The following is a 26,305-nucleotide window of genomic DNA, read 5'->3' as shown; positions in this document are numbered from 1 at the left end:
TATGAAATCCCTGATCGCGGTGTGTCTGCTGCTTCTGCCGTTGAGTACCCTGGCTGACAACGAATCTGCGCTTCCCTATGTCGATCTGTGGCAACTGCATCGGGAGGCGCAAGGGGCCGACCCGCGCATCCTGCGGGCCCAGGCCATGACCCGTAGCGGGAAGGGCAATGAAAGGGCCGCCCTGGGCCGACTGCTGCCGCAGCTCAGCGCCTCCGGCAGTGTCAACCGCAGTCGACGGGAGGATGACCTGGGCCGCATCCAATACAACGGTAAGCGCATGGCCATGGTGCTCAGCCAGGTGATCTACGACCCGCAGGTCTGGCGCAGCTACCAGAAGTACGTGGAACTGACCCGGAAAGGTCAATACGAGTCCGACGATACCCAGGTGCAGGCCAGCATTGACCTGTCCGAGCGTTACTTCGCCGTGCTCGCTGCCGAAGATGAACTGTCCCTGGTGCGCAGCGAGCTGGCTGCGACCGAGCGTAATCTCAAGCGGATCAATGCGCTGTATGCCCGCCAGATGGCGATGGTGACCGACACCCTTGACCTTGAAGCACGCGTGGACGCGCTGAAGGCTGACGAGATTGAAGCCAGTAACAAGGTCCAGGTCAGCCGTGAAGCCATTTCCGAGCTGGTAGGGCGCGACGTTCAGGAACCCTTCAAACGCATCGGCGACAGCCCGGCTTTCACCCTGCCGGCGCAAGCGCCGGACTATTGGGTGCAAACGGCACTCGACAGCAACCCGGCGTTGCATGCCCGTGAGCACAGTATCCGCGCCGCCGACGCCGCGATCGGTGAAGCGAAGGCCGGCCATCTGCCCCGGCTGGGCCTGAACCTGACGGCGCAACGCAGTGACATCGGTTATGAAGGCGCGTTGACGCCTCGCTCGGACAACCTCGTCGCCTCCCTCGATTTGCAAGTGCCGCTCTACAGTGGCGGTTCCACCAGCGCCCGGGTTTCGAGTTCCGAAAGCGACAAGGAGGTGGCCCAGCAGGAGTTGGAAGCCCTGCGGCGCCAAGTGGTCAAGGAAACCCGCACCGCTTATCTGGGCATGACGGCCGAGCTCAGCCGGATCAAGGCGACACGCCACGCGCTGGAGTCCGCTGAGAAGTCACGGATGGCGACGGAGAAAGCCTTCGGCTACGGCGTCAAGAACGCCGTCGATGTGCTGGACAGTATCAAGGAAGAGTTTCGCGCAAGGCGTGATTTCTATCAGTCCCAGTACCGGTTCGTGACGAGCATGCTCGTGCTGCATCGCTGGAGCGGGAGGTTGGGGGATGGGGATATTCGTAAGGTTAATGAATGGCTTATCGCGCCAAGTAAATAGCGTCAAAATTTGAAAAAATACTGGCTAGATGATATCAATGCCGCCATTCCACATCATGATCTCTTGCTGCGGCCCCATCCAGGAAGGGTTGCAGATTTGCACACAGGAAGTTTCGCATGCCTAGTCCACTCGGTTATTCATCTGTTTTATCTGCAAAGCTGACGGGCAATGCGCAAATCGATAGCTTGATCTATGGCACCTACTGGTCAGGCACAAGCAGTGGCACATCCCTGACATACAGCTTCATAAACATCGGCTCTTTATTCCCCCGCTCCTACAGCGACGAAAACGAGTACGGGGCCACCTATGCCCTGACGTCAGCGCAGAAAACCGCCGTTGTCGGCTCGCTCGCCGAATGGAGTTCGGTTGCCAATATCAAGTTCACCCAAGTCAGCGAGACCTCCGCGAATGTCGGTGACTTGCGCTTTGGCGGCTATTCGTGGATGGATTCCGACACTGCCGCCTGGGGTTATTTCCCTGGCCAAAGCGCCGCCGCAGGGGATGTCTGGATCGGGCCGGTGACCAACGAACCGGCTCCCGCCCCAGGCACCTACGACTATCTGACGTTTATGCATGAGGTCGGTCATGCGCTGGGTTTGAAACATCCCTTCTCCCAAGGGCTGACAAACAACACGGTGCTTGCGGATCAGTACGACGATGTTCGTTACACGATCATGAGTTACGGCAACGCGTATTCCTATGAACCCACCTCGCCCATGTTGCTGGACATTGCTGCGATCCAAAGCCTCTATGGCGCCAACACGCTTTGGCAGACGGGCGATAACAACTATCGCTGGACCGCTGACCAGTCGGTTTTCGAGACCATCTGGGACGCTGGCGGCACTGATACCATCGACGCAAGCAATCAGGCGGCAGCGGTCCGTATCGACCTCAATGAAGGGCAGTTCAGTAAAATCGGCAAGGCTTTCCTGAACCTGAATACCCAGGAAGCATTCAATGAAGGGCTGGCGATAGCTTACGGCGCCAAGATCGAAAATGCAGTCGGCTCAGCCAATGACGATACCCTGATAGGTAATGCGCTGAGTAACGTTCTGAATGGTCTTGCCGGCAACGACACCATGGTTGGCGGTGCAGGCAACGACATCTACGTGGTTGATAATGTCGCTGATACGATCAACGAGGCCAGTGCCTCTCTGACAGAAATCGATAGCGTCCTCTCGTCCACCAGCTACAGCCTGGGAACGAACCTGGAAAACCTCACGCTGATCGGCACCGCTTCCATCAGCGCGTCCGGCAACGGGCTGAACAACCGTATCACCGGTAATGCGGGTGCCAACTCCCTGAGCGGCGGCAGCGGTACCGACACGCTCATCGGAGGCACTGGCAACGACATTTATGTGGTCGACAACGTCGGTGACGTGGTCAGCGAAACCAGCACCCTGGCCAGCGAAATCGACACAGTGCTTTCTGCGGTGAACTGGACCCTGGGCGCAAACCTGGAGAACCTGACACTGCTCGGTACGGCGGTTATCAACGGCGTCGGCAATACCCTGAACAACAGCCTGATCGGTAATGCCGCCGACAACGTGCTCAATGGCCTGGGCGGCGCGGATATCCTGGACGGCGGGGCCGGCAGTGATGTCTACGTGGTCGACAATGTCGCTGATACGATCATCGAGGCAAATGCCTCTCCGACGGAAATCGATGGCGTCCTCTCGTCCGTCAGCTACAGCCTGGGAGCGAACCTGGAAAACCTTACGCTGATCGGCGCCGCTTCCATCAGCGCGTCCGGTAACGGGCTGAACAACCTCATCACCGGTAATGCGGGTGCCAACTCCTTGAGCGGCGGCAGCGGTATCGACACGCTCATCGGAGGCACCGGCAACGACATTTATGTGGTCGACAACGTCGGTGACGTCGTCAGCGAAACCAGCACCCTGGCCAGCGAAATCGACACAGTGCTTTCCGCGGTGAACTGGACCCTGGGCGCAAATCTGGAGAACCTGACGCTGCTCGGTACGGCGGCTATCAATGGCACTGGCAACGCTCTGAACAACGTGTTGACCGGCAACACCGGCGACAACGTTTTGGACGGCGGGGTTGGGATGGATACGCTGGTCGGGGGCGAGGGGAACGATAACTATGTCGTTGACAATCTGGGTGACAAGGTTATCGAGCTTGCCGGTGCAGGCCGGGACGTGATTCTCTCCGCGGTCAGCTACACCCTGTCGGCCAATGTCGAGGACGGCCAGTTGCTTGGCACGGCTGAGCTCAACCTTGTCGGCAATGCCCTGGACAACAGCCTGATCGGTAATGCCGCCGACAACGTGCTCAATGGCCTGGGCGGTGCGGATAGCATGGACGGCGGGGCCGGCAATGACGTCTACGTGGTTGACAATGTCGCTGATACGATTACCGAGGCAAATGCCTCTGCGACGGAAGTCGATGGCGTTCTGTCGTCCGTCAGCTACACCCTGGGAACGAATCTGGAAAACCTCACGCTGACTGGCGCTGCCGCCATCAATGGCACCGGCAACGCCCTGGACAACGTGCTGACAGGTAATGCCGGCAATAACGTGCTGAACGGCGGTGCAGGCAACGATCAACTCAATGGCGGCGCGGGCGCCGACACGCTGATCGGTGGGCTGGGCACCGATATGCTGACGGGCGGGGAGAGCGCTGATCGATTCGTCTTCGAAGCGTTGAACGAGTTGGGCAACGGAGGTATTCGCGATGTCATCCTCGACTTCAACAGCCTGCAAGGCGACAAACTTGACCTGTCTAAACTGGATGCCAATAGCCTGACCACCTTGAACGATGCGTTCAGCTTCATCGACTCGAATGCCTTCACCGGCGCCGGGCAGTTACGCTTCGTTGACCACGTGCTCTACGGCAACGTCAACGGCGACCTAGCCGCAGATTTCGAGATTCAGCTGGTCGGGGTCAATACCTTCGGTACCAACGATCTGGTTGCCTGACAAGCGATTCAGCGGCCTGCGCAAGATCGATCCGTTGCGAGTGAGCAAGCTTGCTCACTCGCAATATTGATTCGAGCAACTGGACAGTGTCTGGCTTATAGCGACGCCCTGATCACCAATGGGCAATCCACTGGCTGGGGCCCCGCGACTTGCAGGGTCTCGATCAGGTGCCGGGCCGCTTTGCGACCGATTTCGTAGTACGGCAGTTGTACCGTGGTCAGGGGCGGGATGAACAATTCGGCGATGCCGATCATGTTGTCGTAGCCAAGCACGGCCACATCGCCGGGGATTTTCAGACCACGGCCCAGCAGCAATTGATAGGCGCAAAAGGCGATACGGTCGTTACCACAGATCAGGATGTCGAATTGAGGGCGGCCCTCGATGATGTGCCGGTCAAGAATGGCGGCTGTTTCATGATAGGCATCGTGATCGGAAAGGTCGTATTGCAGCAGCGCGTCGGTTGATAGCCCGAATGCCTGGCAGGCACGCTGCAGGCCTGCTTGTCGCAGGCTCCAGGCCAGGCTGCGTTTTGGCAGATTGATGCACAGCGGACGCCGATAGCCTTGGCTCAGCGCGTGTTGGACGGCGCGGTGTTGCCCGGTCTCGTCATCCGGTACATAACTGACCAGGCGACTGTCATCCTCCAGGCAATTGGCGAGCACCAGCGGCTTGCTCTTCAAGCGTTCGGGAATGCTCACCTGGCGCAACCCCATTGCACTGAAGATCAACCCGTCGGGACGGTGCGACAACATGAGGTCGATGTCCTGATCGGTGGGCGGGTTGTTCAACAGGTTGAGGATGAAGACGTTCCAGCCTGCTTGCTGTGCAGTCTGTTCGATTGACAACAGCAGCTCGACAGCGAAGGGTGTGGTTGCGGTATCCAATGCGAACACACCGATGGTGCGTGCCTGGAGGTTATCGCCGCGCATTTTGCGCGCCGACAGGCTGGGTACGAATTGCAGCTCATCGATGGCGCGCCGCACCCGCTGAAGGGTTTCGGCGCTCAGTTTTTCCGGACTGTTGAGCGCCCTGGAAACGGTCATCAGGGACACGCCGGCCAACTGTGCAACGTCTTTGACTGAGGTCATGCGAGGTGAGGCCAATCAGGTTGACGCGCAATCATGACACAGGGCCCTGGTTTCTCGCGACTCCAGCGATAGCGTTCATAGCCAGCCCGACCCCAGCGGCCACGCGTGGGTAATAGCGACGTGCCCACCCGTCCCGCTGGCCAGCAACTTTACGCCCAGGCTGTCGGGTCGAGGATAGATGCGGCTGCTGAGGCTGAAGCGTCCTTCTTCTTCAAACACCTCGATGGACGAACGATCAAGAAACACACGCAGTCGCAACTGCTCGATCGTTGGGTCGATCGGTACGCTGCGCTGACCGTCGACTTGCGCCCCCGAACGGCTGCGATCCAGCACCAGGCGTTGCAATGAAGCATCGTAATAGAGCAGGGTTTGTTCGGTGTTTTCACCGTCGGGACCGCAGCGCAAGGCGACCCCCAAGCGGCCATCGGTGCAGCCGGGCAGATCCAGATGTACATGGATTTCCAACACATCGCCCCTTACGTGCGACACCCATTGCGTGCCTGAACCGGCCCACGGTGGCGTGCCTGGAAGTGGCGCCTGACGCAAGGCCGTCAGTTCCCGGGCCGGGAACACGCGCAGGCGATCGGCATGGAGCTCAAGTTCACGGGGCAAACCGAGCATGCCGCACCAGTGATGCGCCTGGCTCGGCATCGGGCTTTCCCACATATCGAGCCATGCCCACACCAGGCGCCGACCGTCGGCAGCCTCCAATGTCTGCGCGGCGTAAAAGTCATGGCCATTATCCAGCTCGATGAACGGCCCGCCGGTGAAGTGCCATTCACTGTCGAGTCGGCCTACCCGGTAACCGGTCTGGTACTTGTTGAGCCGTTCGTAACCCTGGGGTTGCATGCCCTGGGGCGAGTACAGCAGCACATCGTGCCCGTTCAGTCGGAACAGATCCGGGCACTCCCACATATAGCCGTCGCCCTCACTGCCACGATCGACGTAATCGAGAAATTCCCAGGCCTGCAGATCAGCCGAACGGTACAGCGGCAGCAGGGGCCTGTCGCCCTGGCGTGCGCCGGCAATCAGGTACCAATGGTCATCCTCCTTCCATACCTTGGGATCACGAAAGTGCATGATCGAGTCGTGGGGCGGGGTGCCGATGACCGCGCCATGCTTGACGAAGCGGACGCCATCCGTGCTGGTGGCCAGGCACTGGACTTGACGGATCAGGCGTTCGTCGCCCACATCCCCCAGCCAGGTATGCCCGGTGTAGATAAGCGCCAGGGTGTCCTCGTACACCACCGCGCTGCCGGAAAAGCAGCCGTCGCGGTCGAAGTCATCGCCCGGTGCCAGGGCAATGGGCAGATGCTGCCAATGCACCAGGTCGGCGCTCTTGGCATGCCCCCAATACATCGGTCCCCATTTCGCTTCGAAGGGGTGATGCTGATAGAACACGTGATATTCGCCGCGAAAGTACACCACGCCGTTAGGGTCGTTCATCCAGCCCGCCACGGGAGCCAGATGATAGGCGGGTCGATAGTCGTGGACCACGCGGGGCAGGCTATCGACAAGTGCCCGCTGTGCCTGTTCGAGATTCGCCGAGCGGTGGGTCAGGGACGTGGATGCGTTCATGGTATTCAGAGCCTGGATCATAGGGCGCCAGCAGGTGCCGAGCGCAGGGGAATGCCATCAGGCACGGTTGCACTGGCATGGCGCTTCAAGGCCACTCCGTTGGCGTCGAACAGGTGCAGTTTGTCCAGGTCCAGGCGCAGCCTGACCTGATCGCCTGGCTGCCAGCCGGCATTGGCCTCGCAACGACAGATCAGTGGCTCATCATGGCCGGTGTCGACGTGTACATAGGTTTCACTTCCGAGGTATTCGACCCCGGCCACGACAACGCCAGTGGCCCCCGGCGCGGCTTCAAGTGTCACGTGCTCCGGGCGGATCCCCAGGCTCAGTTGCGTGTTGGCCGCCAGCGCGGCGCTGTCGAAGGGCAGGGTGGTCTTGCCCAGCACAATACTTTCAACCAGGCTGGTTTTCCCGGGTTCATGCAAAAACGCTGCATGAAAATTCATCCTGGGCGAGCCCAGGAAACCGGCGACAAAGCGGCTGGCCGGGCGTTCATAGAGCTCTCGGGGCGATCCGATCTGTTCGATGCGACCACCGTTGAGCACGACAATTTTGTCGGCCAGTGTCATCGCCTCAACCTGATCGTGAGTGACGTAGATCACGGTCGAGCCCAGCCGGGCGTGTAGCCGGGCGATCTCGTTGCGCATCTGCACCCGCAGCGAGGCATCGAGGTTGGACAGCGGCTCATCGAACAGCAGGATGTCCGGTTCCCTTGCCATGGCTCTGCCCATGGCCACCCGCTGACGCTGTCCACCCGACAACTCCCTGGGTTTGCGTTGCAGGAGTGTGTCCAACTGCAGGATTTGCGCGGTCTTCAGCACCCGTTCGCGCAGGCTGGTCTTATCGGTCCTGGCCAGCTTGAGACCGAAGCTGATGTTGTCGTAGACGCTCATGTGCGGGTACAACGCATACGACTGGAACACCATGCCGACGCCACGCTCACGGGGTTCCAGGTCATTGGCCCGGCGCCCGTCGATCAGCAGGTCGCCGTCACAGATCGAGTCCAGTCCGGCGATCAATCGCAGCAGGGTTGACTTACCGCAGCCCGAAGGGCCGACGAACACCACGAACTCACCCGCAGCGATTTCCAGGCTGACGTCACGAAGAATTCGCATGTCACCCAATTGTTTGTTCACGTTGTGCAGCTTCAATTTGCTCATGATGTGTTCCTTGTCTTTGTCGGGCCTCAGCCCTTCAACGCACCGGCAGTGAGACCGGAAACGATCCGGCGTTGGAAGATCAGTACCAGGATGACCAGCGGGACGGTGACCAGCACCGAAGCCGCCATCAACAACCCCCAGGGCAGTTCATGGGAGCTGCCGCCGGAAATCAGCGCGATGGCGACCGGCACCGTGCGCTGGGTGTCGGTGAGGGTGAAGGTCAGGGCGAACAGGAACTCGTTCCATGCCGCAATGAAGGCCAGCAGGCCCGTGGTGACCAGTGCCGGCCAGAGCAGCGGCAGCAGCACGCGGGTCAAGGTGACCCAGGACGAAGCGCCGTCCATGATTGCCGCCTCCTCCAGCTCGTGAGGCAGTTGCCCCATGAACGTGGTCAGTATCCAGACGGTAAAAGGCAGGGTAAAAATCGTGTAGCTCAGGATCAGCGCCCAGGACGTGTTGTACAGGCCCAGGGCGCGTATCACCTCGAACAGCCCCGACAGCACGGCGACCTGGGGAAACATCGACACCCCAAGCACCAGCATCAGTACCGTGCCTCGTCCGCGAAACTTCACCCGGCCCAATGCATAGGCAGCCGTCAGGCTGAGGAACAACGCCAGCGCGACCACGCTCAGTGAAACCATCAGCGAGTTACCGATAGCGCGCACGAACGAGGCCTGGTTGAGCACTGCGGCATAGTTTGAGAAGTCGGGGTGGTCGATCCAGTAGCTCACCTGGAACAAGGCAGTGGACGACTTCAGCGACGTCACGATGGCGTAGTAGAAAGGGAAGATCGCGTACAACAGCAGAATCCCGATCAGGCACCAGAACCCGAGACGCAGCAGCGCTTTTTTCAGACGTCGCGGGCTCATGAGCGGGCCTCCATCTGACGGCGTCCGAGGTACAGGTACACCATGGCGATCATGGCTACGACCAGAAACAGCAACGTCGAGGCTGCGCTGCCGTACCCCACATCCTGGAATTCGACCAGGTGCTGGCGGGCATAGACCGACATGCTCATGGTGCTCGAAGCGTTCGAGGTCAGCACATAGATCACATCGAACACCCGCAGGGCGTCGAGAATCCGGAAGATCGCCGCCACGAGCAAAGCGGGCAGCAGCAATGGCAGGGTGACGCGCCAGAACACTTTCAACGGGTGGATGCCATCGACTCTCGCGGCTTCGTAGCAATCGCCCGGCAACATTTGCAGGGCTGCCAGCATCAGCAGCGTGACGAAAGGGACGGTTTTCCAGACATCGACGATAATCACCGCCCACATCGACAGATCCGCGTCTGCCGTCCAGGCGAGAGGCGCGTCAATCAACCCGAGGCCCAGCATCAGATGATTGATGATGCCGAACTGGTCATTGAGCATCCATGACCAGATCTTTGCCGAGACAATGGTCGGGATTGCCCAGGGAATCAGGATCAACGCCCGCACCAGGGAGCGTCCGGTGAACTTGATGTTCAGTAGCACGGCCACCAGCAGCCCCAGGACCATTTCCAGTCCCACGGACACCACGGTGAAATGCAACGTGTTGCGCACCGCATTCCACCATTGCGGATCGACCAGCACACCGGACCAGCCCGAGCCGCTGTAGAACAGATAATTGCTCAAGCCGACAAAGGCACCGCCCGTGGTGTCCGCCAGGCTGGCATCGGTCAGGCTGAACCAGAAGGTTCGCAGCAGTGGCCAGGCCGCGACCAGGGTCAGGCACAGTAGCATCGGCGCCAGGAAAACCCAGGCGGCGCGTACTCGGCGACGTTGCAGGGGCGTTTCCCGGGCCGGCAGAAGCTCGGCGCCGGGCGCATGGACAGAAGAGACAGACATGGTGATTTTCCTTCCTTAGAGACTTACCAGTTCCGGCGTTTGATCCGTGTGAGTTCACTTTCCAGTTCCGCCAGTGCCTGATCGACCGGCAACTCGCCGGCGAGCACTCCGTGCACCTGGTCGAAGAACGCATTGGAGACCCGTGGATAACGGGCGGCCGTGATGGCAGCGGGACGCATGACGCCATCGTTGAGAATGCTGCGCAGTTGGGCGTAGTACGGCATGGCCGCGAGCAGTTCAGGGTCCTGATACAGCGATTCGATCACCGGGTTGTAGGCGCCTACCAACGCCCGATGTTTCTGCTGTTGGGCACTGGTCAGGTAGCTCACCAGCTCTGCGGCAAGCTTTGGCCGAGCGCTGTAGCGCGAAACCGCCAGGCCCCACCCTCCGAGGGTTGACGCATGGCTGCCAGTCGCGCCGCCACGGGGCAGGGGAGCGACGCCGACCTTGTCCTTTACCGCACTGTCCGGGCTTTGCACCAGGGCCCAGGCATACGGCCAGTTGCGCATGAACAGGGCATTTCCGGACTGGAAGACTCCCCGTCCTTCTTCCTCGGTGTAATTGAGCACCCCACGGGGCGAAATATCCCCGATCCAACTCTTTGCCAGCGTCAAGGCCGTTCTGGATGCCGGGGTGTTGACCACGATATCGCCCTTCGGACTGACCAGGCCGCCGCCCGGTTGACTGCTGATCCATTCCAGCGCATTGCACGTCAGGCCCTCGTAGGCCCGGCCCTGGAAGACATAACCCCAGGCGTTGGTATTCCCGGCGTTGCGCTCCGCCTGTTGTACATCCCTGGCGGTGGCCGTCATTTCCTCCCAGGTCTGCGGCACCGGCTTGTTGTATTTGTCGAGCAAATCCTTGCGGTAATACAAAAGCCCCGAGTCGGTGAACCAGGGCATGGTCACCAGCCGTCCATCCACCGTGGCGTTATCCACTTGTGCCTGGAAGTAACCCTGGGTGGCGTTGGCGGGGAGCACCTCGCGCAAATCCATCAGGTGGTTGGCCAGCATCCCCGGCCAGACCATATCGATCTGGATGATGTCGATGTCGCTCGACTGCGCACTGAGGATCTGCTGGTAGAACGACAACCGCTCGGTCGCCGAGTTAGGGGTGGAAACCACATCGACGCTGTGACCGGTCTGTTTCGACCACGCTTCGACGGCCTCCTTGCACAGTTGCAGCTCTGCACCCACCGCACCGCAGGAGATCGTCAGATCGGCCGCGCTGGACAGGGTAGGAAGCCCTGCAAAAGCGCTGAGCAGTGCAGCTGGAAGGAGCGATTTAAGTCGTTTCATAAAGCCCTCTTTATTTTTGTTTTTATAAAAGTTAACGTTAACATCACCAAATGTAGCAGCGTATTTGCGATCAGGCATCTCTTTTTTGAAGGAACGTGACACTCGGTTTCGAGGAAGAAAGGGCGCTCGCAAGACAGAACAATAAAAACAAGACAGGGATAATTCACATGCAGAAAGCATCAGGCTGGTTCATCGCAGGCATGCTCGGAACCTCGGCGGTCACGGTCCAGGCCGCGACACTCGAGGAGCGCATGGCAGCTTTCGAAGCCCGCACCAGTGCAGCGGAAAGGCGCGCCGCCGCTGCCGAGCAACAGGCCCAGGCACTCGCCAGAGAGCTGCAACAACTCAAACTCAGCACGCCAGCCTTGCAACCGACAGCGTCTGCCACGCCCCACGCAATGACGCCCACGGTGGATGAACGGTTGGCAAAGCTCGAAGCCAGTCAGCAACGCGTTGAAAAAGCGGGCAGTGGTGCGCATCTCACGGACGGATTCAGCTTCAAGGGCTATGCGCGCTCCGGATTGCTGATCAACGATGGGCTGGGCGGCGGTCGCGGCGGGCCCTACACCACCCCGGCCGGTTCCGTCGGTGGTGCGGTCGGGCGGCTTGGCAACGAAGACGACACCTACATGCGCATCGACTTGTCAAAAGAGCTGTATGCGCAGAACGGCACCCGTTCCAAATTCACCGTTTCCATCGCCGATGGCGTGGAAAGCTCCAACGACTGGACGGCAGAAGAAAGCAACCTGAACGTGCGCCAGGTCTTTACCGAACTCGATCATCTTGCCGCTTTCAAGGGCAATCCGATGTTCGAGAACGCCACCCTCTGGGCAGGCAAGCGATTCGACCGGGACAACTTCGATATCCATTGGCTGGACTCGGACGTTGTCTATCTGGCCGGTACCGGCGGCGGGATCTACGACGTGCAGATGAGCAAGGACTGGCGTTCGAACTATTCCCTGATCGGGCGCAACTACGGGGACTTCAGTGAGGGTGGGGTCAATGCCGATGTGGAGAGCTACATCCTGACCTCCAACCAGTTTTTCGACAACGGACAGTGGCAGTGGATGTTCAACGCGATCGGTTCAAAGAAAAACGATTTCGCCACCCGCGCCAATGAAGCGGGCTTTACGCCGGCGGATTCCGGTCTGCACAGCATGGTCGCCAATCATCAACGCAACTTTTTCGGTAGAGAAGGCTTCTTCAAGACGGCGCTGCTCTATGGGCAAGGCCTTGGCGCGGAGGTCAAGAACGTGGGCGCGGACGGCGAACTCATCGACGAGGCTCGCGCCCTGCGCCTGGCGCTTTATGGGGAAACCCCGATTGCACCTGGGTGGCGCATCGGTCCCAGCCTGCTGGCCGAGCAGAGCAAGGATCGGTACGTCAAGGGTGACGACTATCGCTGGATGACCCTGAACGTGCGGCTGGCCAACGAGATCAACAGCAATTTCGAGATGGCCTACGAGATGAGCTGGCAGACCATGGACCTTGATCCCAAGGGCTACATGCAACGCAACGCGGTCGATGGCAACTTCTGGAAATTCACCGTCGCACCGACATTCAAGCCCGATTTGGGAGACCTGCTCACGCGTCCTGAATTGCGCCTGTTTGCCAGTGTCATGAACTGGTCTTCGGATCTGGACAGGTACAGCGCTTCGGATTCGTTCGGCAAGACGGACTTCAATGCCGGTGGTGTCTGGCAATACGGGATTCAGATGGAGACATGGTTCTAGGGTTTGTGCGCAAAGATGTCGAGCGGCGATCAGGCAAGACCCGCGGCGACCGGGACAGCAAATTCTTTTTCATGAAGATCAAGAATGACTTTCCCGGTCGTCCGTGAAGAACCGTTTATAGCTTGTAGCCTCCACTGGCCTCGATCACCTGGGCGGTCACCCAACGGCTTTCGTTCGAGGCCAGATACGCCACGACGGCGGCGATGTCCGAGGTTTCGCCAAAGCGGCCCAACGCGGTATCACCCTCGATCAGTTTCACCATGTCGGCGTTTTCCCGTACGGCAGTGTTCATGTCTGTGCATACCCAGCCTGGCGCCACGGCATTCACGGTGATGCCGTAAGGGCCCAACTCCTGGGCAAGCGCCTGGGTCAGGTTGTTGATGCTGGCTTTGGCCATGGAATAGATCGGCACAGCCGACATGGCACGCGAACCGGCAGCGGAGGAGATATTGATGATTCGTCCATTGTCGGAAAGACGACTGAGCGCGGCTTGAACGACAAAAAACGGTGCTCGGGCGTGGACCGCAAAGAGCGTGTCCCAGTTGTCCGGGGTCGCCTCTCGCAGACCACCCCAGCCAGAGTTTCCAGCATTGTTGACGAGAATGTGCAGCGTTTTGCTGCCGTTCCGTTCGATGAGTTCGCGGTCGAGTTGTTCGAAGAGTGGCGCAATGGCTTCCGCGTCGGCAAGGTCAGCGTGAAGCGCAAAAGCGCTGCCGCCGGCCCTTTTGATTGTCTCGACCACCTCATCGGCGGCCGCCTTGCAAGCGTTGTAGGTCAGGGCGACCGTTGCCCCTTCCTGTGCGAGGCGCTCGGCGATCGCGCGGCCGATTCCCCGCGACCCTCCGGTCACGAGGGCGGTTCTCCCAAAAAGCGGCTGTGGCATTTGATACTCCAATTCGAATTCAGGTCAGAGGGGCCGCACGAACATAGAGCGATGTGTCCGGCTTCCGGTAATAGAGGCTTTACCTCTGGACAGTGCCGGCGCTGGCCAACTCCAGGAACAGGGCGATATGGATGGGGGGAAGCCCCTCCAGCGTTCCGCCGACGGGCGATGGACGTTTTGTCGTGCTGATCAGCTGGCGAGCCTGTTCCGGGGAAATCGGCTTGCCCGGTTGCCGGTAAGTTTCCTTGGCTTGCTCCTCGGTCAAGCCCTCTGGAACAGCAGGGGCGTAGGGCCAGAAGTAGATCGGCGTGTTGGGTTCGATGCGCCAGCTGTCGGCGAGTGAGCCTGCATCGACCACGTCGTAGCCAACAGCCTCGATGAAACGCCCGACGATCTCCTTGGCGACAGCGTCGTCGCCGGCAATGGGCAGGGTGGTGCGTTTGGCATCGCCTTTGGGGCGAGCGCTGTACTGCATGTGAATCCAGCCGAGGTTGTGAATCCCCTTGATGACTCTCGCGCCCTCAAGGTGCCGCTGTACCAGTTCGCTCGACGTCAGCTCGGCGCTGTCGAGGTCGGTCCGGCGAAAGTCGCCGAGGCCTGGGTAGTAGTTGGTTTGATCGAGGACGACCTTGCCGATGAGTTTGTCGGCCGGCAAGGCCTGGAAGTTCGCCAGGGGAATGGCCAGCGAGACGATATCGGCGGCGGCGATCGCTTCTTCGACCGTGCCCGCGCGAGCGAGCGGGCCGAGTTCCTGGATCAGCCCGGAGAGTGATTCAGGGCCACGGGAATGGCTGATCACGACGTTGAAGCCTGCCGCTACGGACAGATGGGCGACTGCTTTGCCCACAAGGCCCGAGCCGATAATTCCGATTGTTTGGGTCATTTTGAATATTCCTTCTATGACGACAGATTTTCGTGTCAGTGGGTAGACGGGCCGAACTGTAGATCTGATCTGCCGATTGATAAATCGAGTCAAAAATCACACACTGTTGTCCATGAATACATCAATCGATCTGCCGGAAATGCGCGTCTTCGCCGCTGTTGTCACTGATGGCTCCTTCACTGCGGCTGCGGACCGACTCGGTACGGACAAAGCCCGAGTCAGCCGCATCGTCCGGCGCATGGAAGAAAAGCTCGGCGCACAACTGCTCACCCGCTCGACACGCCGCCTCAGCGTGACCGAAGTCGGGCGCGACTATTTCGAACGCGCCATGTGCATCCTGACCGCCGCGGAGGCAGCCGAAGCCGCGGTGGCGCAACAGTCCAGAGAGCCAAAGGGGTTGCTCAGGATCACCGCGGGTTCTGAATTCGGTACGATGGTCGTGGACCGATGGATTGCGGCATTTCTGCGGCAGGCGCCGAACGTGACGGTGGAGGCGGAATACACCAATCGCCTGGTCGACATCATCCACGAAGGCTTCGACGTCGCGATTCGCGTTGGCACGCTTGAAGATTCAGGGCTTTCGGCACGCAAGCTCGGAGAAGTGAACTACGGGCTCTACGCAACCCCTGCGTACTTGAGCCGTGGGCCGGTGGTTGCCGGCGTCGGCGACCTGAAGCATCACGACCTGATCATGAAAACCACGCGCGGCCGCTCGACCTGGAGCCTGGTCAACGGCGCGAAGACAGAGAAGGTCACAGCTGCGCCGCGCTGTGCGGTCAACAGCACGATCGCCGCGAAAAACCTGGCGCTTGAAGGAATAGGTATCGCGCAGTTGCCTCGTTTCATGGCTGAACCGCATGTGGCCGAGGGCACACTGACTTGGGTGCTTCCTGGTTGGGCAGAGATCCCCGCGCCGGTCCACGCGGTATTCGCATCGAGCCGCTACATGGACCCCAAGGTGCGCAGTTTCGTGGATTTGAGCCTCAGCGCGTTCAAGAGGGGCAATGGCACATCGGATTGAGGGGCCCTCCAATAATTCTCCCTACCCTTTGGCTTTATGGTAGATAAATCCAGTAAATTGTGGCTAAAGCTGGTAAATGCGCGATAAGGCACAGTTTAAGGGAATTAAGCGGCTTGATAGGGTTATGCGTTAATTCAATAGTTTGGGAACTAACTGGCACAGAATGGGCTAGGTACACACTATGTCGGATTTAAGCTTCAGCAAGCCGAGCGAAGTCGTCAAGCGGCTCTGCAATCGCTTGCGCACGATCCAAGGCCGCATCGATCAGAACGTAGCTCGGTTACACCACCGACGCGGACAGCGGTCGCCGTTGAAGATGTGAGAGATTGGGCGTCAGCCTAGAGACTATCCGGATCCCCGAAAAACATCTGAATCCGCGAACGCAACCAACGCTCTCCCGGATCATTGTCCTGTGACCCACGCCAAGCCATGTGCAGTTCGAAACTGCGCACTGGAATGGGCGGATCTTCAGCGCGCACGCCCCCCGCGGCCGTCAGGGCGTCGGCGGTGTAATCGGGCACAGTGGCGATGATGTCGGTGCCCGACAGCAGTGTGCTCAAGCCGTTGAACTGCGGAACCGCCAGTACAACGTGGCGCTTGCGGCCGAGCTTTTCCAGTTCTTCATCGATGAAACCGCTCAGGTCACCGGCAAACGACACCAGCGCATGGGGGCGGGCGCAGAATTCGTCCAGGGTCAATTGCCCGGGCGCGGTGTCGGCCCGTAGCACCTTCGGCGAGCTGCGCCGCAGTACCTTGCGCTTGGCATTTGCCGGCAGGTCATCGGTATAGCTGACCCCGATGGAAATCTCTCCGGACGCCAGCAGGCTCGGCATCAGGATGTAGTTGACCCGGCGCACCACCAGCACGATGCCGGGCGCTTCGGCGCGCAGGCGCTTGAGCAGCATGGGCAGCAGGGCGAACTCGGCATCGTCCGAAAGACCGATGCGAAACACCGAAGTGCTGGTGGCCGGGTCGAATTCCGCTGCCCGGCTGACCGCCGTGGAAATCGAATCCAGGGCCGGGGACAGCAGCGAGAAAATCTCGATGGCCCGCGCCGACGGTTCCATGCTGCGGCCGGTGCGCACGAACAGTGGGTCATCGAACAGGCTGCGCAGCCGCGACAACGCCGCGCTGATGGCCGGCTGGCCAAGGAACAGCTTTTCGGCGGCGCGGGTTACGCTGCGTTCATGCATCAGTGTTTCGAACACGATCAACAGGTTCAGGTCGACACGACGCAGGTCATTACGATTCATCTGGGGTCCTGGCAGATTCGGCAAGCTTGACGTGAGCGGCCATTTAAGAACAATGGCCGGCATGAATCTTACGGGGAAAGGCTGGTACTCTGCACCGGCTAATTGAATTTTCCTAGGCTGGATGCCTACAGGACTGGTTCGTTTTTTGGCTGCGGAATCAATGACAGGCATGTCGACTATTAATAGCCACTGATGGTCATGGGTAAAAAGCCCGGATAGAGTTCATGGCATTAGAGGTTACTTTGACGAGGTTTGCGATGTCCCGCACGATCCGTTTTCACAAGTTTGGTGGTGCCGAAGTGCTCAAATGCGAAGAGCAGACGACGGCTCTTCCTGCGCCAGGAGAAGTGCAGGTCCGCGTAGAAGCAATCGGAATCAGCTGGTACGACACCCTTTGGCGCCAGAACCTGGCGTCGTCACAGGCGCGGCTGCCCTCTGGCCTGGGTCATGAAATGGCTGGCGTAGTGACCGCCGTGGGTGACGGTGTCGATGATCTGGCGGTCGGCGACAAGGTTGCCAGCTTCCCCGCCGAAAGTCCGAACGATTATCCCGTTTACGGTGAGGTCATCGTGCTGCCACGCACCGCGCTGACCCGGTACCCCGACGTCCTGAGCCCGATCGAAGCCGCCGTGCACTACACGCCGCTGCTGATCGCGTATTTCGCCTATGTCGACCTGGCACGGGTCAAGCCCGGGCAGTTCGCCCTGGTGACCGACGCCAGCCATTGCGCCGGTCCATCCTTTGTCCAATTGGGCAAGGCGCTGGGCGTGCGGGTGATCGCTGCCACCAAGACAGTCGAAGAGCGTGATTATCTGTTGTCTCTGGGGGCCGAGAAAGTCATCGTCACGGAAGAGCAGGACTTGCTGATGCAAATCAACAAGCTCACCGACAATCGAGGCGTCGACGTGGTGTTCGATGGGCTCGGCGGGCCGCAGATGTCATTGCTCGGTGATGTGCTGGCGCCGCGAGGCAGCCTGGTGTTGTACGGCCTGCAAGGCGGCAACCAGACGCCGTTCCCGGCCTGCGCGGCATTCCAGAAGAACATCCAGTTCTTTGTACACTGCATTGGTAATTTCACCGGCAAGCCGGAACTGGGCATTATCCAGGACCATGTAGCGTTGCAACGGGCACTGCGCGATATCAACCAATTGACGGCCGATCGCGTACTGTTGCCCCTCAAGACCCGAGTCTTCCCGTTCGGGGAATTTGTCGAGGCTCACCGCTACATGGATGAATGTCCTTGCCGTGAGCGCGTTGCCCTTCAGGTTGTCGATCCCGCCTGATTCCCGTCTCGCGCAAGAGCCAACGCTCCGGGCTCTTGCGCTCCCTGCGACCTGATCGGTCATTCCTGTCCATTATCCGAACGCTGACGGCTGTGAGCGGACGCGGATGAGGGTGCCTGCCGTCTCGCTCGAACCGACTCCGTTTGCCGTTGCGCAACTGAGCTGGTTTTTGTCATTAATCTGTATCTTCTAATCATTATTGAAGTCCTGATAATTGAACGCTGGTTTTCAGCTCAAGGAAGAAGTCGTGGTGCAATACACGCTTTGGGAAGGTCTTCATCCTTCAATACCTGTTCAAGAGGTTTCGGTTGTTTCTTGTTTCGGGTTCTTTTATCGAACATCAGAAAAACAATGTGGGTCAGCTGCCCAACCAAAGTTCGGCATGTTCTTTGTTTTCTGTACTCATTGTCTGTGGGACGTTGTCGGAAATGTCCTAGGACGTGCCGGCGGACCGGCGGGAGCCAATGAATGTGCGGGTTTCAGCGAACCGCTGAAAGGAAATGGGTTAATGCTGGATGTATGTGTCAAATAATTACAACAAGCAAAGATCAAGCGTATTACCAATACTCTTTGCAGTAGCGGAACAGTTTCTTTCGCCCATCACGTCACGCAGTCACCTTGGTGGGTGCGAGGCCGATATTTGAATTTCCAGGTAAACGGTTATGAGTGCAATTCATGAGCAGGCAATGATTCATGTGTATCAACAGATTCTGCAGCGACTGTTAAGTTTCTATTCCCGTGCGGAGCGTACGGCGCTGCAGCTTTTGATTCAACGTCTGATAGTCGCTGCCGGGGGTATCGAACGGATCGGCGATTATCGGGTGCTGACCGTCCAGAACGGGAGTCGGGACAGTTTCTATGTCCTGACGGCCTTAAGGGCGGCGCAATTGAGTATTGCCGGCAGGTATCCGGTCACCTTCAACCTGCGTGTCGCCACGCCGCGGTTGAGCGAGACCCGCCAGTCGACCCTGGAAAACATCCATCGCTGCTACAGCGCGTTGTTCGTCTACGATGACCCCCGTGTCGAGCTGCTGATGGCCGATAACCGTGAAGTGCTGCCCTTCAACCACCGTCAGTCGTTGTCGGTGGGCGGGCACGAGTCCAATCGCATGGACATGCTGGTTCTGGGGCACCTCCGTTCTCCCGACAGTCCCCTGGAGGTCGGTGACGACGGCTATCTGGCAATGGCGGAGTTCTATCGCCACATGGCGCGCTGGGAAGCGGGGGTCGATTCGCTGGTGAGCAGCGATACGCTGCGCCAGCAAAAGCAGTTCATGGCGGGTTTTCGACGGGCGACCCGCAAGATCGGTCTGGTCACCGAGCAAACCTGCACCTTCGACAGCCTTTTCATGCAGCTCGATAACCTTGGCGGCGACCTCTTTCAGCATTTCTACGGGGCGCATCGGGTTCAAGCCTGGAAGCCCGAGGGCAGCTTCCAGGCCTGCCGGCGCGTCGGGCACATTGGTATCGATGACCTGATCGTGGGTCGCTCGGAAGAAACCAACTGGCCGCTGTTCAACGAATTCCTGCGGGTACGGACCGACGATTTCATCGCCTCGGCGCCGGAAAACGACTACCTCAGTCCGCTGCTGTCGGCTCATTTGCATGGCCTGCAGGCCTATCACCTGCATGGGCGCAGCTACGAGGCGGGCTATGGCGACTACGCGCAGCGAGCCATCATGATCCTGCATCGCAAGCAACTGCCGGAACATGTCTGCGCGCAGGCTCGGGAACTGTTCGGGCCGCCTTCGGCCATTGCCGAACGTCGTGCCCAGGCAGCCCACGAAGCGCTCAAGACGCTGGGGCTCAACGAAGTGCAACTGGTGTGCATGCTGTTCGCGCCCTTTGTCGAAAAAGGTGCAGGGCTGGAACATTTCCTGCGCTGCTGTCATCCCGGCATGCTGGTGGCGATGCCGGACCTGCACAAGGCCATGCAGGGCGGCCCTATCGCCGATCAGGTGGCTCAGTGGATGGTGGACGTCAGTGGCCTGTCCATCGACATGCTCGGCAGGCTCTATGACGCGAGCATCGCGCTGCCGGAGCGGGAGGCCGCGCCGGGATTCGACCCGCAGCTGGACGTTGCCGAGGCCGACACCGGGACGGGCGCCGATGACCTGTGCGAACGTTCGGCCGGGCATTGAGGAGCGACGCTTGGCGGGTTCTCTCAGCACACATCCGGTCGTTTCAGTTTCGGTACCACGGGTAACGGTTGCGCTGGCGGGCCCGAAGCCATGAAGGGTGGACGAGAAACGGATTTCGCCTATCAGGCGGTTTATCGGTACCTGACAACGTTGATCAACGAGCTGGGCGCAGATGCCCGGGTGCGTCTGCCATCGTTGCGGCAGTTGGCCGAGCGCCTGAATGTGTCGATTTCCACGATCCAATACGCCTATTCATTGCTGGAAAAGGAAGGACGGGTCTATCCCATTGCCAAGTCCGGTTATTACGCGTTGCCTGTGCCCAGCATCGCCACCCTGGATGATGGTGACGATCTGCTCGAGACGCTCTATGTCAATGCCCGGCGGCCGGGGATGCGAGTGCTCAGTGCGGACGAGCCTGCTTCGCTGGCGCCGCTGGACAGCCCGCTGCTGTTACTCGAGCGCGAACTGTTGCGCCAGTATCCACGCACTGCCCAGATGCCTTCGCAACCCTGGGGCGAGCTGGAACTGCGCACCGCCCTGGCGGCCCGTTACACATCCTCGCCGGCCCGTTGCTGGAATGCCGATGACGTATACATCGGCGCCGACCTGAGGGGCGTGCTGGAAATCCTCATCGCGGTCCTGGAACTCAAGGGCGCCACCGTCCTGATCGAATCACCCTGCGACTGGACGCTCCTTCGTCTGATGCAGGCCGCTGAAGTCCACGTTGTCGAGTTGCCGTTGCTGGCGGACGGTGAAATCAGTCTCGAACAGCTGGAGCAGTTGCTGGCGAAAGAATCGGTGCGCCTGGTGGTGCTCTCCTCGGTGTTGAACATGCCCAGGGGCACCTTCGTTCCCGAAGGCAATCGTCGCGCCGTCGCACATTTGCTGGAGAAGCATGGGGCCTGGGTGCTGGAGAACGATAGCTACACGGACCTGGCGTTCGAAACGAGGGCTACGCCTTTTCGCGATCTGCTCGACCCGGACCGCCTGATCGTTTATTCCACCTTCGAAAAAACGGTAGGGCCGGAGGCGCCGTACGGATATGTGCTGTCGCGCCAGTTGACTCTGCAATTGCAGCGGCACTTCCTGCTGCGGGCATTTCGTTTGTCACCGATTCGTCAGAAAGCCATTGCCCGGTTGTACAGCAATGGCCGGATCGACCAGCACCTGCTGGTATTGCGACGTCTGTTGCGCGAAAGCGCCGCTGTCACGACACAAATGCTGCGCGGGCGGCTGGAGGACAGCGTGCAGTGGGTGGAGCCCCAGGGAGGTGCGACGATCTGGATGTACTCGCGGCGACGGGTGGATCCACGGCGGGTCTTCCAGCGTTTGCTTGCCCAACGGATCGTCATTGCCCCAGGGGAGCTGTTCAGTCTCCAGGGCCTGTATGGTCATCATCTGCGCCTGACGCATGCCTTGAGCGGTTCGGATGACATGGACGTCGCGCTTTGGGCATTGGCCGAGGCCCTGCGGCTGGAGCAAGCGTAATGCAGGCGATGGATCGAACCCATCGCGCCATGGTCGAACTGTCAGTAAACTGCATTCCATTTCCCAAGCCACTCCATTCAGAGGTTTTGCATGACAGTCAGTCCATTTGCGGGCAAGCCGGCGCCGGCAGAGTTGTTGATCGATATCCCGCGACTGGTGACGGCCTACTATACCGGCCGGCCCGATGCCTCGATTGCCACCCAGCGCGTGGCGTTCGGCACCTCCGGTCACCGTGGCAGTTCATTCGACCTGGGATTCAACGAGTGGCACGTGCTGGCGATCAGCCAGGCGATCTGTCTGTACCGGCAGGCCCACGGCATCGACGGGCCGCACTTCGTCGGTATCGATACCCATGCGCTGTCGACCCCGGCGGGCGCCAGCGCCCTGGAAGTGCTGGCCGCCAACGGCGTGACCGTCATGATCGCCGAAGGCGATGAGTACACCCCGACGCCTGCCGTTTCCCATGCCATTCTTTGCTACAACCGCGGTCGCACCACGGGCCTGGCGGACGGCATCGTCATCACGCCGTCCCATAACCCGCCACAAAGCGGTGGCTACAAGTACAACCCCCCCAACGGCGGTCCGGCCGATACCCATATCACCAAGTGGATCGAAGCCAAGGCCAACGAACTGCTGGCCAACCAGCTGGCCGGCGTCAAGCGCATCAGCTACGAGCAGGCGCTGAAAGCCGAAACGACTCACCGCCATGATTACCTCAACACCTATGTAGCCGATCTGGTCAACGTGATCGATTTCGACGCCATCCGCGCTGCCGGGTTGCGCCTGGGCGTCGATCCACTGGGCGGCGCCGGGGTGCGCTACTGGCCGGCGATTGCCGAGCATTACCGCCTGAACCTGGACGTGGTGAACACCCAGGTGGATCCGACCTTCCGTTTCATGACCGTCGACTGGGACGGGCAGATCCGCATGGACCCGTCGTCCAGCCATGCCATGCAGGGGCTGATTGGTCTGAAGGAGCGTTTCGACGTGGCCTTCGCCTGCGATCCGGATCACGACCGCCATGGCATCGTGACGCCGTCCGGCGGTCTGCTGGCCCCGAACAACTACCTGGCCGTCGCCATCGACTACCTCTTCCAGAACCGTCCGCAATGGCGTGCCGATGCGGCCGTGGGCAAGACGGTGGTCAGCAGTGGCCTGATCGACCGCGTCGCCCGGCGTCTGGGACGCCGTCTCTATGAAGTGCCGGTGGGCTTCAAGTGGTTTGCCGATGGCCTGTTCGACGGCTCCCTGGGTTTTGGTGGCGAAGAAAGCGCCGGTGCGTCGTTTCTGCGCAAGGATGGCGGTGTCTGGAGCACTGACAAGGATGGTCTGATCCCGGCGTTGTTGGCGGCGGAAATGACCGCCCGTACCGGTCGTGATCCAAGCCAGGCCTACCGTGCCCTGACAGACGAGCTGGGCGAGCCGTTCTCGGTGCGTGTCGATGCCAAGGCCAGCCCGCAGCAGAAAGCGCTGTTGAGCAAGCTGTCGCCCGATCAGGTCGCGTCCACTCAACTGGCCGGAGAGACGATCCAGAGCATCCTCAGCCATGCACCGGGCAACGACCAGGCGATCGGTGGCCTGAAGGTCATGACCGAAAACGGCTGGTTCGCGGCACGTCCGTCCGGTACCGAGGACATCTACAAGATCTACGCTGAAAGCTTCATCGGCGATCAACACCTCAAGCAACTGGTGAGTGAGGCGCAGGCGCTCGTGGACGGCGCTATCAGCTGATCTTTGGGAGCAGGGGGCTCGCGTAAGCGAACGGGCAACGATGGCAAGGCCGGCTTACTCCAGCGGCCCCAGCACCTGCCGGTATTTCTCGGTACCCTGGGGCGTCTGGCGGGTCAGGCTGATTTCGATGCCCGCGGGGTTTTCCCGGCGGTTGCCGCTGAGCTTGCGCCAGCCTTTCTCCAGGTCCCAGTAGCGTAACCCGGCTTCGTTGACTCCGCTCAGGACGGCCACGCCCGGTCCGGGAGCGGGCAGCGGGTACTGGCTGCGCGCAGGGCCTTGGGCGCGGTAAAGCGTATCGCCCTTGAGCCACCAGCGCACCCGTTGCAGCTGGCCTTCCCGGACGGCGGCCACGCGGATGACATCCAGGCGGAACCCCCGACCCTCGACGCTGCGCACGGTGAGGGCGGGCGGGGCGCTGGAGGGTTCGTCGTCGACGCCGGGTTTCATCGGTTCGCTCAATTCGGTGCTGGCGCGCAGGGCCACGTCGCGTTCCAGTTGATTCAGTACCCGCAGCAGCTCTTCGGTCTGTTCGGTGCTGGCCTGCAGATGGCTGTCGGCTCGGGTGATGCTGTCCAGCCCGCGCCAGGCGATCAGGCTGACTACCGCCATCAGCAGGATCGCCACCATCACTTCAAGCAGGGTAAAACCCCTCTGGCGGCTGCTCATTGGATGTCTATCCGTCCGGCGGCATTGCGTTGTACGGTGAGGCTGCCGAGACCGTCCGACAGGCGAATCCGTATGGGGTCGGCAATCCACTCGGCACTCAGCACAACCCGTGGCCCAGGATCTATATCAATGGCCATGGAGGAACTCTGCCATCGACGCGGGTGCAATTGCGGATCGTCCTTGAAGTGGTCCAGGCCGGTGCCCTGGTCGGCACGTCGGCTGAAACCAAATCCCTTGGCGTCTACCCGCCAGGTGATTGGCCGGCCGTCGATACGGGCTTCGGTCTGGGCCAGCTGCAGCAGTTGTGCCAGTCGTCCGGCATCCTGGCGCAGCAACTTCATGGGATCCGGCCTGATGCTCAGGCTCACGGCGGCGCTGGCGATCCCGACGATCACCAGCACCACCATCAATTCGATCAGGGTAAATCCTCGTTGCCTGCCCCGGCTCATGGCGCGCTCCTTTGCATCGAACGCCATCGTGCATGGCGAACATGATAAGCGTGTGAAATAAAACGGAGAGAATCGGCGCGTACGCTGAGCATCGGAATCAACACCAAGGAGAGCCAGCCCATGACCTTTATCGAGCGCGTGCCCCTCGCGCAGATTGTGCAAGCGCTGGGCCTGTTGGCGGCACTGGCCGGCGTGGCGACCTGGTCTTCGCTATTGTCGACACCCGCTCAATCCCGCACACCGGATGCGACTGCGCAACGTCTGGTCGAACGCCCCGATAATCCAGCGTTGCAATGGTTTTCCAGCCAACCGGCGTCGGTGGACATCAAAGTCAGTGGCGTGATGGCCGGCGCTCGCGCAGCCGTGGCGATCCTGAGCCTCAATGACGGGCCGCCCCGTGAATTCCTGATCGGCGAACGGGTGGCGCCCGGCATCCGCTTGGTGTCGATCGAGGCGCAGGCAGTGGTGATCGAGCGTGGCAATCAGCAGACCCGGCTGCCCATGGCCCGGTTGCCGGATTCGGTCAGCCTGCCTTCCCTGACGCGTCCTTGACCGGGCTGCTTCGCGGGCATGTGTCCCGTGCTCATTTTTCCCGACCGACCAGGGTCTCCAGCCGGGCCAGCGGTGGCGCTTCGCGGCTACGGTCGGACACGATCAGTTCGACCCGCAGCATCCGGCCGTTCTGCGCCGGGCGCAGGGTCTGTTCGCAGCGCAGCAGCAATCGTCCCTGGTCGCAGTCCGACACCCGGGTGCCCGGAGTGAAGCGCGCCTCCAGGCGCAGCTGTGCCAGCTGACTGCGGGCCGCCAGCAGGGCGATGGACTTGTCCCGCAGCAGGCCATTGCTCTGCGTCATCACCGCGGCCACGCGTACCGCGGCCGACATGGCCACCGCGATGATCGCCAGGGCCACCAACACTTCGATCAGGGTGAAACCGGTTTGCGGGGCAGGGCGGGACATTGCACAGGCTCGATCGATGAAGGCAAGCCTCCAAGGCTAGCCGGCGTCCATGACCGATTGACGACGCAAGCTCCTGAGCAATTTCAATATCACTGACATATTTTCTTGCAACACTGCGCCTCGAATCGAATCCAGCGAAGGACCGTCGAGATGCAGATCGCCCGTTACAACGCCCGCGTTCAAGGCCCTGGAAGGCAGCGTGGTTTCACCTTGATCGAGATCATGGTGGTCGTGGTCATCCTGGGCATCCTGGCGGCCATGGTCGTGCCGAAGGTGCTCGACCGGCCCGACCAGGCACGGGCGACGGCGGCGAAGCAGGACATTGGCGGCCTGATGCAGGCCTTGAAGCTCTATCGTCTGGACCACGGCAGCTACCCGAGCATGAACCAGGGCCTCAAGGTGCTGGTGGAGCGACCCGCCGATGCCAAGAACAGCACGTGGCGCTCTTACCTGGAGCGTCTGCCCAATGATCCCTGGGGGCGCCCGTACAACTACCTGAATCCAGGTGCCAATGGCGAAGTCGATGTGTTTTCCCTGGGCGCCGACGGCCAGCCCGACGGCGACGGTGTCAATGCCGACATCGGTTCCTGGCAGTTATAAG

General features: G+C 60.4%; 22 protein-coding genes and 1 pseudogene. 11 read left to right on the top strand and 12 right to left on the bottom strand.

Translation table 11 applies throughout. From position 1 onward, the window contains the following. Position 1: 1 nt before the first annotated feature. Positions 2–1,327 (top strand): TolC family outer membrane protein, encoded by a 1,326-nt coding sequence (locus EGM97_RS08920; protein ID WP_238963234.1) that lies wholly within the window; start codon positions 2–4, stop codon positions 1,325–1,327. Between the two features lie 116 nt (positions 1,328–1,443). Beyond that, positions 1,444–4,266: a M10 family metallopeptidase gene (locus tag EGM97_RS08915; RefSeq protein ID WP_238963233.1), complete on the top strand. Its 2,823-nt coding sequence runs from the start codon at positions 1,444–1,446 to the stop codon at positions 4,264–4,266. A gap of 95 nt (positions 4,267–4,361) precedes the next feature. Here EGM97_RS08915 and EGM97_RS08910 read toward each other — a convergent pair whose 3' ends face one another. The 6 genes from EGM97_RS08910 to EGM97_RS08885 all read right to left on the bottom strand — a co-directional run bounded on the left by EGM97_RS08910 (position 4,362) and on the right by EGM97_RS08885 (position 11,215). Beyond that, positions 4,362–5,354: a LacI family DNA-binding transcriptional regulator gene (locus EGM97_RS08910; protein ID WP_238963232.1), complete on the bottom strand. Its 993-nt coding sequence runs from the start codon at positions 5,352–5,354 to the stop codon at positions 4,362–4,364. 75 nt (positions 5,355–5,429) lie between these two features. After that, positions 5,430–6,953, bottom strand: a complete 1,524-nt coding sequence (locus EGM97_RS08905; protein WP_238963231.1) for a glycoside hydrolase family 32 protein — start codon at positions 6,951–6,953, stop codon at positions 5,430–5,432. Then, positions 6,950–8,089, bottom strand: coding sequence for an ABC transporter ATP-binding protein (locus EGM97_RS08900; RefSeq protein ID WP_238963230.1), 1,140 nt, complete (start codon positions 8,087–8,089; stop codon positions 6,950–6,952). The genes EGM97_RS08905 and EGM97_RS08900 overlap by 4 nt, the downstream gene beginning before the upstream one ends. A 26-nt stretch (positions 8,090–8,115) precedes the next feature. Further along, on the bottom strand, positions 8,116–8,958 hold the full coding sequence (locus tag EGM97_RS08895; protein WP_238963229.1) for a carbohydrate ABC transporter permease: 843 nt from the start codon (positions 8,956–8,958) through the stop codon (positions 8,116–8,118). After that, positions 8,955–9,917: a carbohydrate ABC transporter permease gene (locus EGM97_RS08890; protein WP_238963228.1), complete on the bottom strand. Its 963-nt coding sequence runs from the start codon at positions 9,915–9,917 to the stop codon at positions 8,955–8,957. Before EGM97_RS08890 ends, EGM97_RS08895 begins: the two co-directional genes overlap by 4 nt. Positions 9,918–9,940: 23 nt before the next feature. Then, complete coding sequence (locus EGM97_RS08885) at positions 9,941–11,215, bottom strand: ABC transporter substrate-binding protein (protein WP_238963227.1); 1,275 nt, start codon at positions 11,213–11,215, stop codon at positions 9,941–9,943. A 167-nt stretch (positions 11,216–11,382) separates the two neighbouring features. Here EGM97_RS08885 and EGM97_RS08880 point away from each other — a divergent pair, with 167 nt between their 5' ends. Next, positions 11,383–12,948, top strand: a complete 1,566-nt coding sequence (locus EGM97_RS08880) for a carbohydrate porin (protein ID WP_238963226.1) — start codon at positions 11,383–11,385, stop codon at positions 12,946–12,948. 115 nt (positions 12,949–13,063) lie between these two features. On the opposite strand, the gene EGM97_RS08875 is transcribed toward EGM97_RS08880, so the two are convergent. Next, the gene (locus EGM97_RS08875) at positions 13,064–13,831 is read right to left on the bottom strand and encodes an SDR family NAD(P)-dependent oxidoreductase (RefSeq protein ID WP_238963225.1); all 768 of its coding nucleotides are present in this window, start codon (positions 13,829–13,831) and stop codon (positions 13,064–13,066) included. Positions 13,832–13,910: 79 nt separating this feature from the next. Continuing rightward, a complete protein-coding gene (locus tag EGM97_RS08870) occupies positions 13,911–14,714 on the bottom strand; it encodes an NADPH-dependent F420 reductase (protein ID WP_238963224.1) in 804 nt (267 codons plus the stop codon). Positions 14,715–14,826: 112 nt separating this feature from the next. On the opposite strand from EGM97_RS08870, the gene EGM97_RS08865 reads away from it, so the two are divergent. Then, positions 14,827–15,735, top strand: a complete 909-nt coding sequence (locus EGM97_RS08865) for a LysR family transcriptional regulator (protein WP_238963223.1) — start codon at positions 14,827–14,829, stop codon at positions 15,733–15,735. A 181-nt stretch (positions 15,736–15,916) separates the two neighbouring features. Then, positions 15,917–16,033, top strand: a pseudogene (locus EGM97_RS08860) (XRE family transcriptional regulator); the annotation flags it as partial. Between the two features lie 40 nt (positions 16,034–16,073). Here EGM97_RS08860 and EGM97_RS08855 read toward each other — a convergent pair. Further along, positions 16,074–16,988 carry a LysR family transcriptional regulator gene (locus EGM97_RS08855; RefSeq protein ID WP_053150547.1) on the bottom strand — a complete coding sequence of 305 codons (915 nt, stop codon included), beginning with the start codon at positions 16,986–16,988 and terminating at the stop codon, positions 16,074–16,076. Positions 16,989–17,245: 257 nt separating this feature from the next. On the opposite strand from EGM97_RS08855, the gene EGM97_RS08850 reads away from it, so the two are divergent. The 4 genes from EGM97_RS08850 to pgm all read left to right on the top strand — a co-directional run bounded on the left by EGM97_RS08850 (position 17,246) and on the right by pgm (position 23,631). After that, positions 17,246–18,271 (top strand): zinc-dependent alcohol dehydrogenase family protein, encoded by a 1,026-nt coding sequence (locus tag EGM97_RS08850; protein ID WP_053150550.1) that lies wholly within the window; start codon positions 17,246–17,248, stop codon positions 18,269–18,271. A gap of 662 nt (positions 18,272–18,933) precedes the next feature. Beyond that, positions 18,934–20,412: a hypothetical protein gene (locus tag EGM97_RS08845; protein WP_238963222.1), complete on the top strand. Its 1,479-nt coding sequence runs from the start codon at positions 18,934–18,936 to the stop codon at positions 20,410–20,412. Between the two features lie 90 nt (positions 20,413–20,502). Continuing rightward, positions 20,503–21,900 carry an aminotransferase-like domain-containing protein gene (locus EGM97_RS08840; protein ID WP_238963221.1) on the top strand — a complete coding sequence of 466 codons (1,398 nt, stop codon included), beginning with the start codon at positions 20,503–20,505 and terminating at the stop codon, positions 21,898–21,900. Between the two features lie 90 nt (positions 21,901–21,990). After that, complete coding sequence (gene pgm / locus EGM97_RS08835; protein WP_238963220.1) at positions 21,991–23,631, top strand: phosphoglucomutase (alpha-D-glucose-1,6-bisphosphate-dependent); 1,641 nt, start codon at positions 21,991–21,993, stop codon at positions 23,629–23,631. A gap of 54 nt (positions 23,632–23,685) precedes the next feature. Here pgm and EGM97_RS08830 read toward each other — a convergent pair whose 3' ends face one another. Both EGM97_RS08830 and gspH read right to left on the bottom strand, forming a co-directional pair. Next, positions 23,686–24,297, bottom strand: a complete 612-nt coding sequence (locus EGM97_RS08830; protein ID WP_238963219.1) for a prepilin-type N-terminal cleavage/methylation domain-containing protein — start codon at positions 24,295–24,297, stop codon at positions 23,686–23,688. Next, a complete protein-coding gene (gene gspH, locus EGM97_RS08825; RefSeq protein ID WP_238963218.1) occupies positions 24,294–24,746 on the bottom strand; it encodes a type II secretion system minor pseudopilin GspH in 453 nt (150 codons plus the stop codon). Before gspH ends, EGM97_RS08830 begins: the two co-directional genes overlap by 4 nt. 120 nt (positions 24,747–24,866) lie before the next feature. Here gspH and EGM97_RS08820 point away from each other — a divergent pair, with 120 nt between their 5' ends. Continuing rightward, on the top strand, positions 24,867–25,298 hold the full coding sequence (locus EGM97_RS08820) for a general secretion pathway protein GspC (protein WP_238963217.1): 432 nt from the start codon (positions 24,867–24,869) through the stop codon (positions 25,296–25,298). A 31-nt stretch (positions 25,299–25,329) separates the two neighbouring features. Here the strand turns inward: EGM97_RS08820 and gspI are convergent, their stop codons facing one another. After that, positions 25,330–25,704, bottom strand: a complete 375-nt coding sequence (gene gspI / locus EGM97_RS08815) for a type II secretion system minor pseudopilin GspI (RefSeq protein WP_238963216.1) — start codon at positions 25,702–25,704, stop codon at positions 25,330–25,332. A 150-nt stretch (positions 25,705–25,854) separates the two neighbouring features. On the opposite strand from gspI, the gene gspG reads away from it, so the two are divergent. After that, positions 25,855–26,304: a type II secretion system major pseudopilin GspG gene (gspG, locus tag EGM97_RS08810; protein WP_053150573.1), complete on the top strand. Its 450-nt coding sequence runs from the start codon at positions 25,855–25,857 to the stop codon at positions 26,302–26,304. Position 26,305 lies beyond the last annotated feature (1 nt).

It is taken from the genome of Pseudomonas sp. AF32, assembly GCF_022342325.2.
Classification (GTDB): Bacteria; Pseudomonadota; Gammaproteobacteria; order Pseudomonadales; family Pseudomonadaceae; genus Aquipseudomonas; species Aquipseudomonas uvaldensis.
Note: the sequence above shows the minus strand (reverse complement) of the source record. Positions and strands in the feature narration are given on the sequence as shown.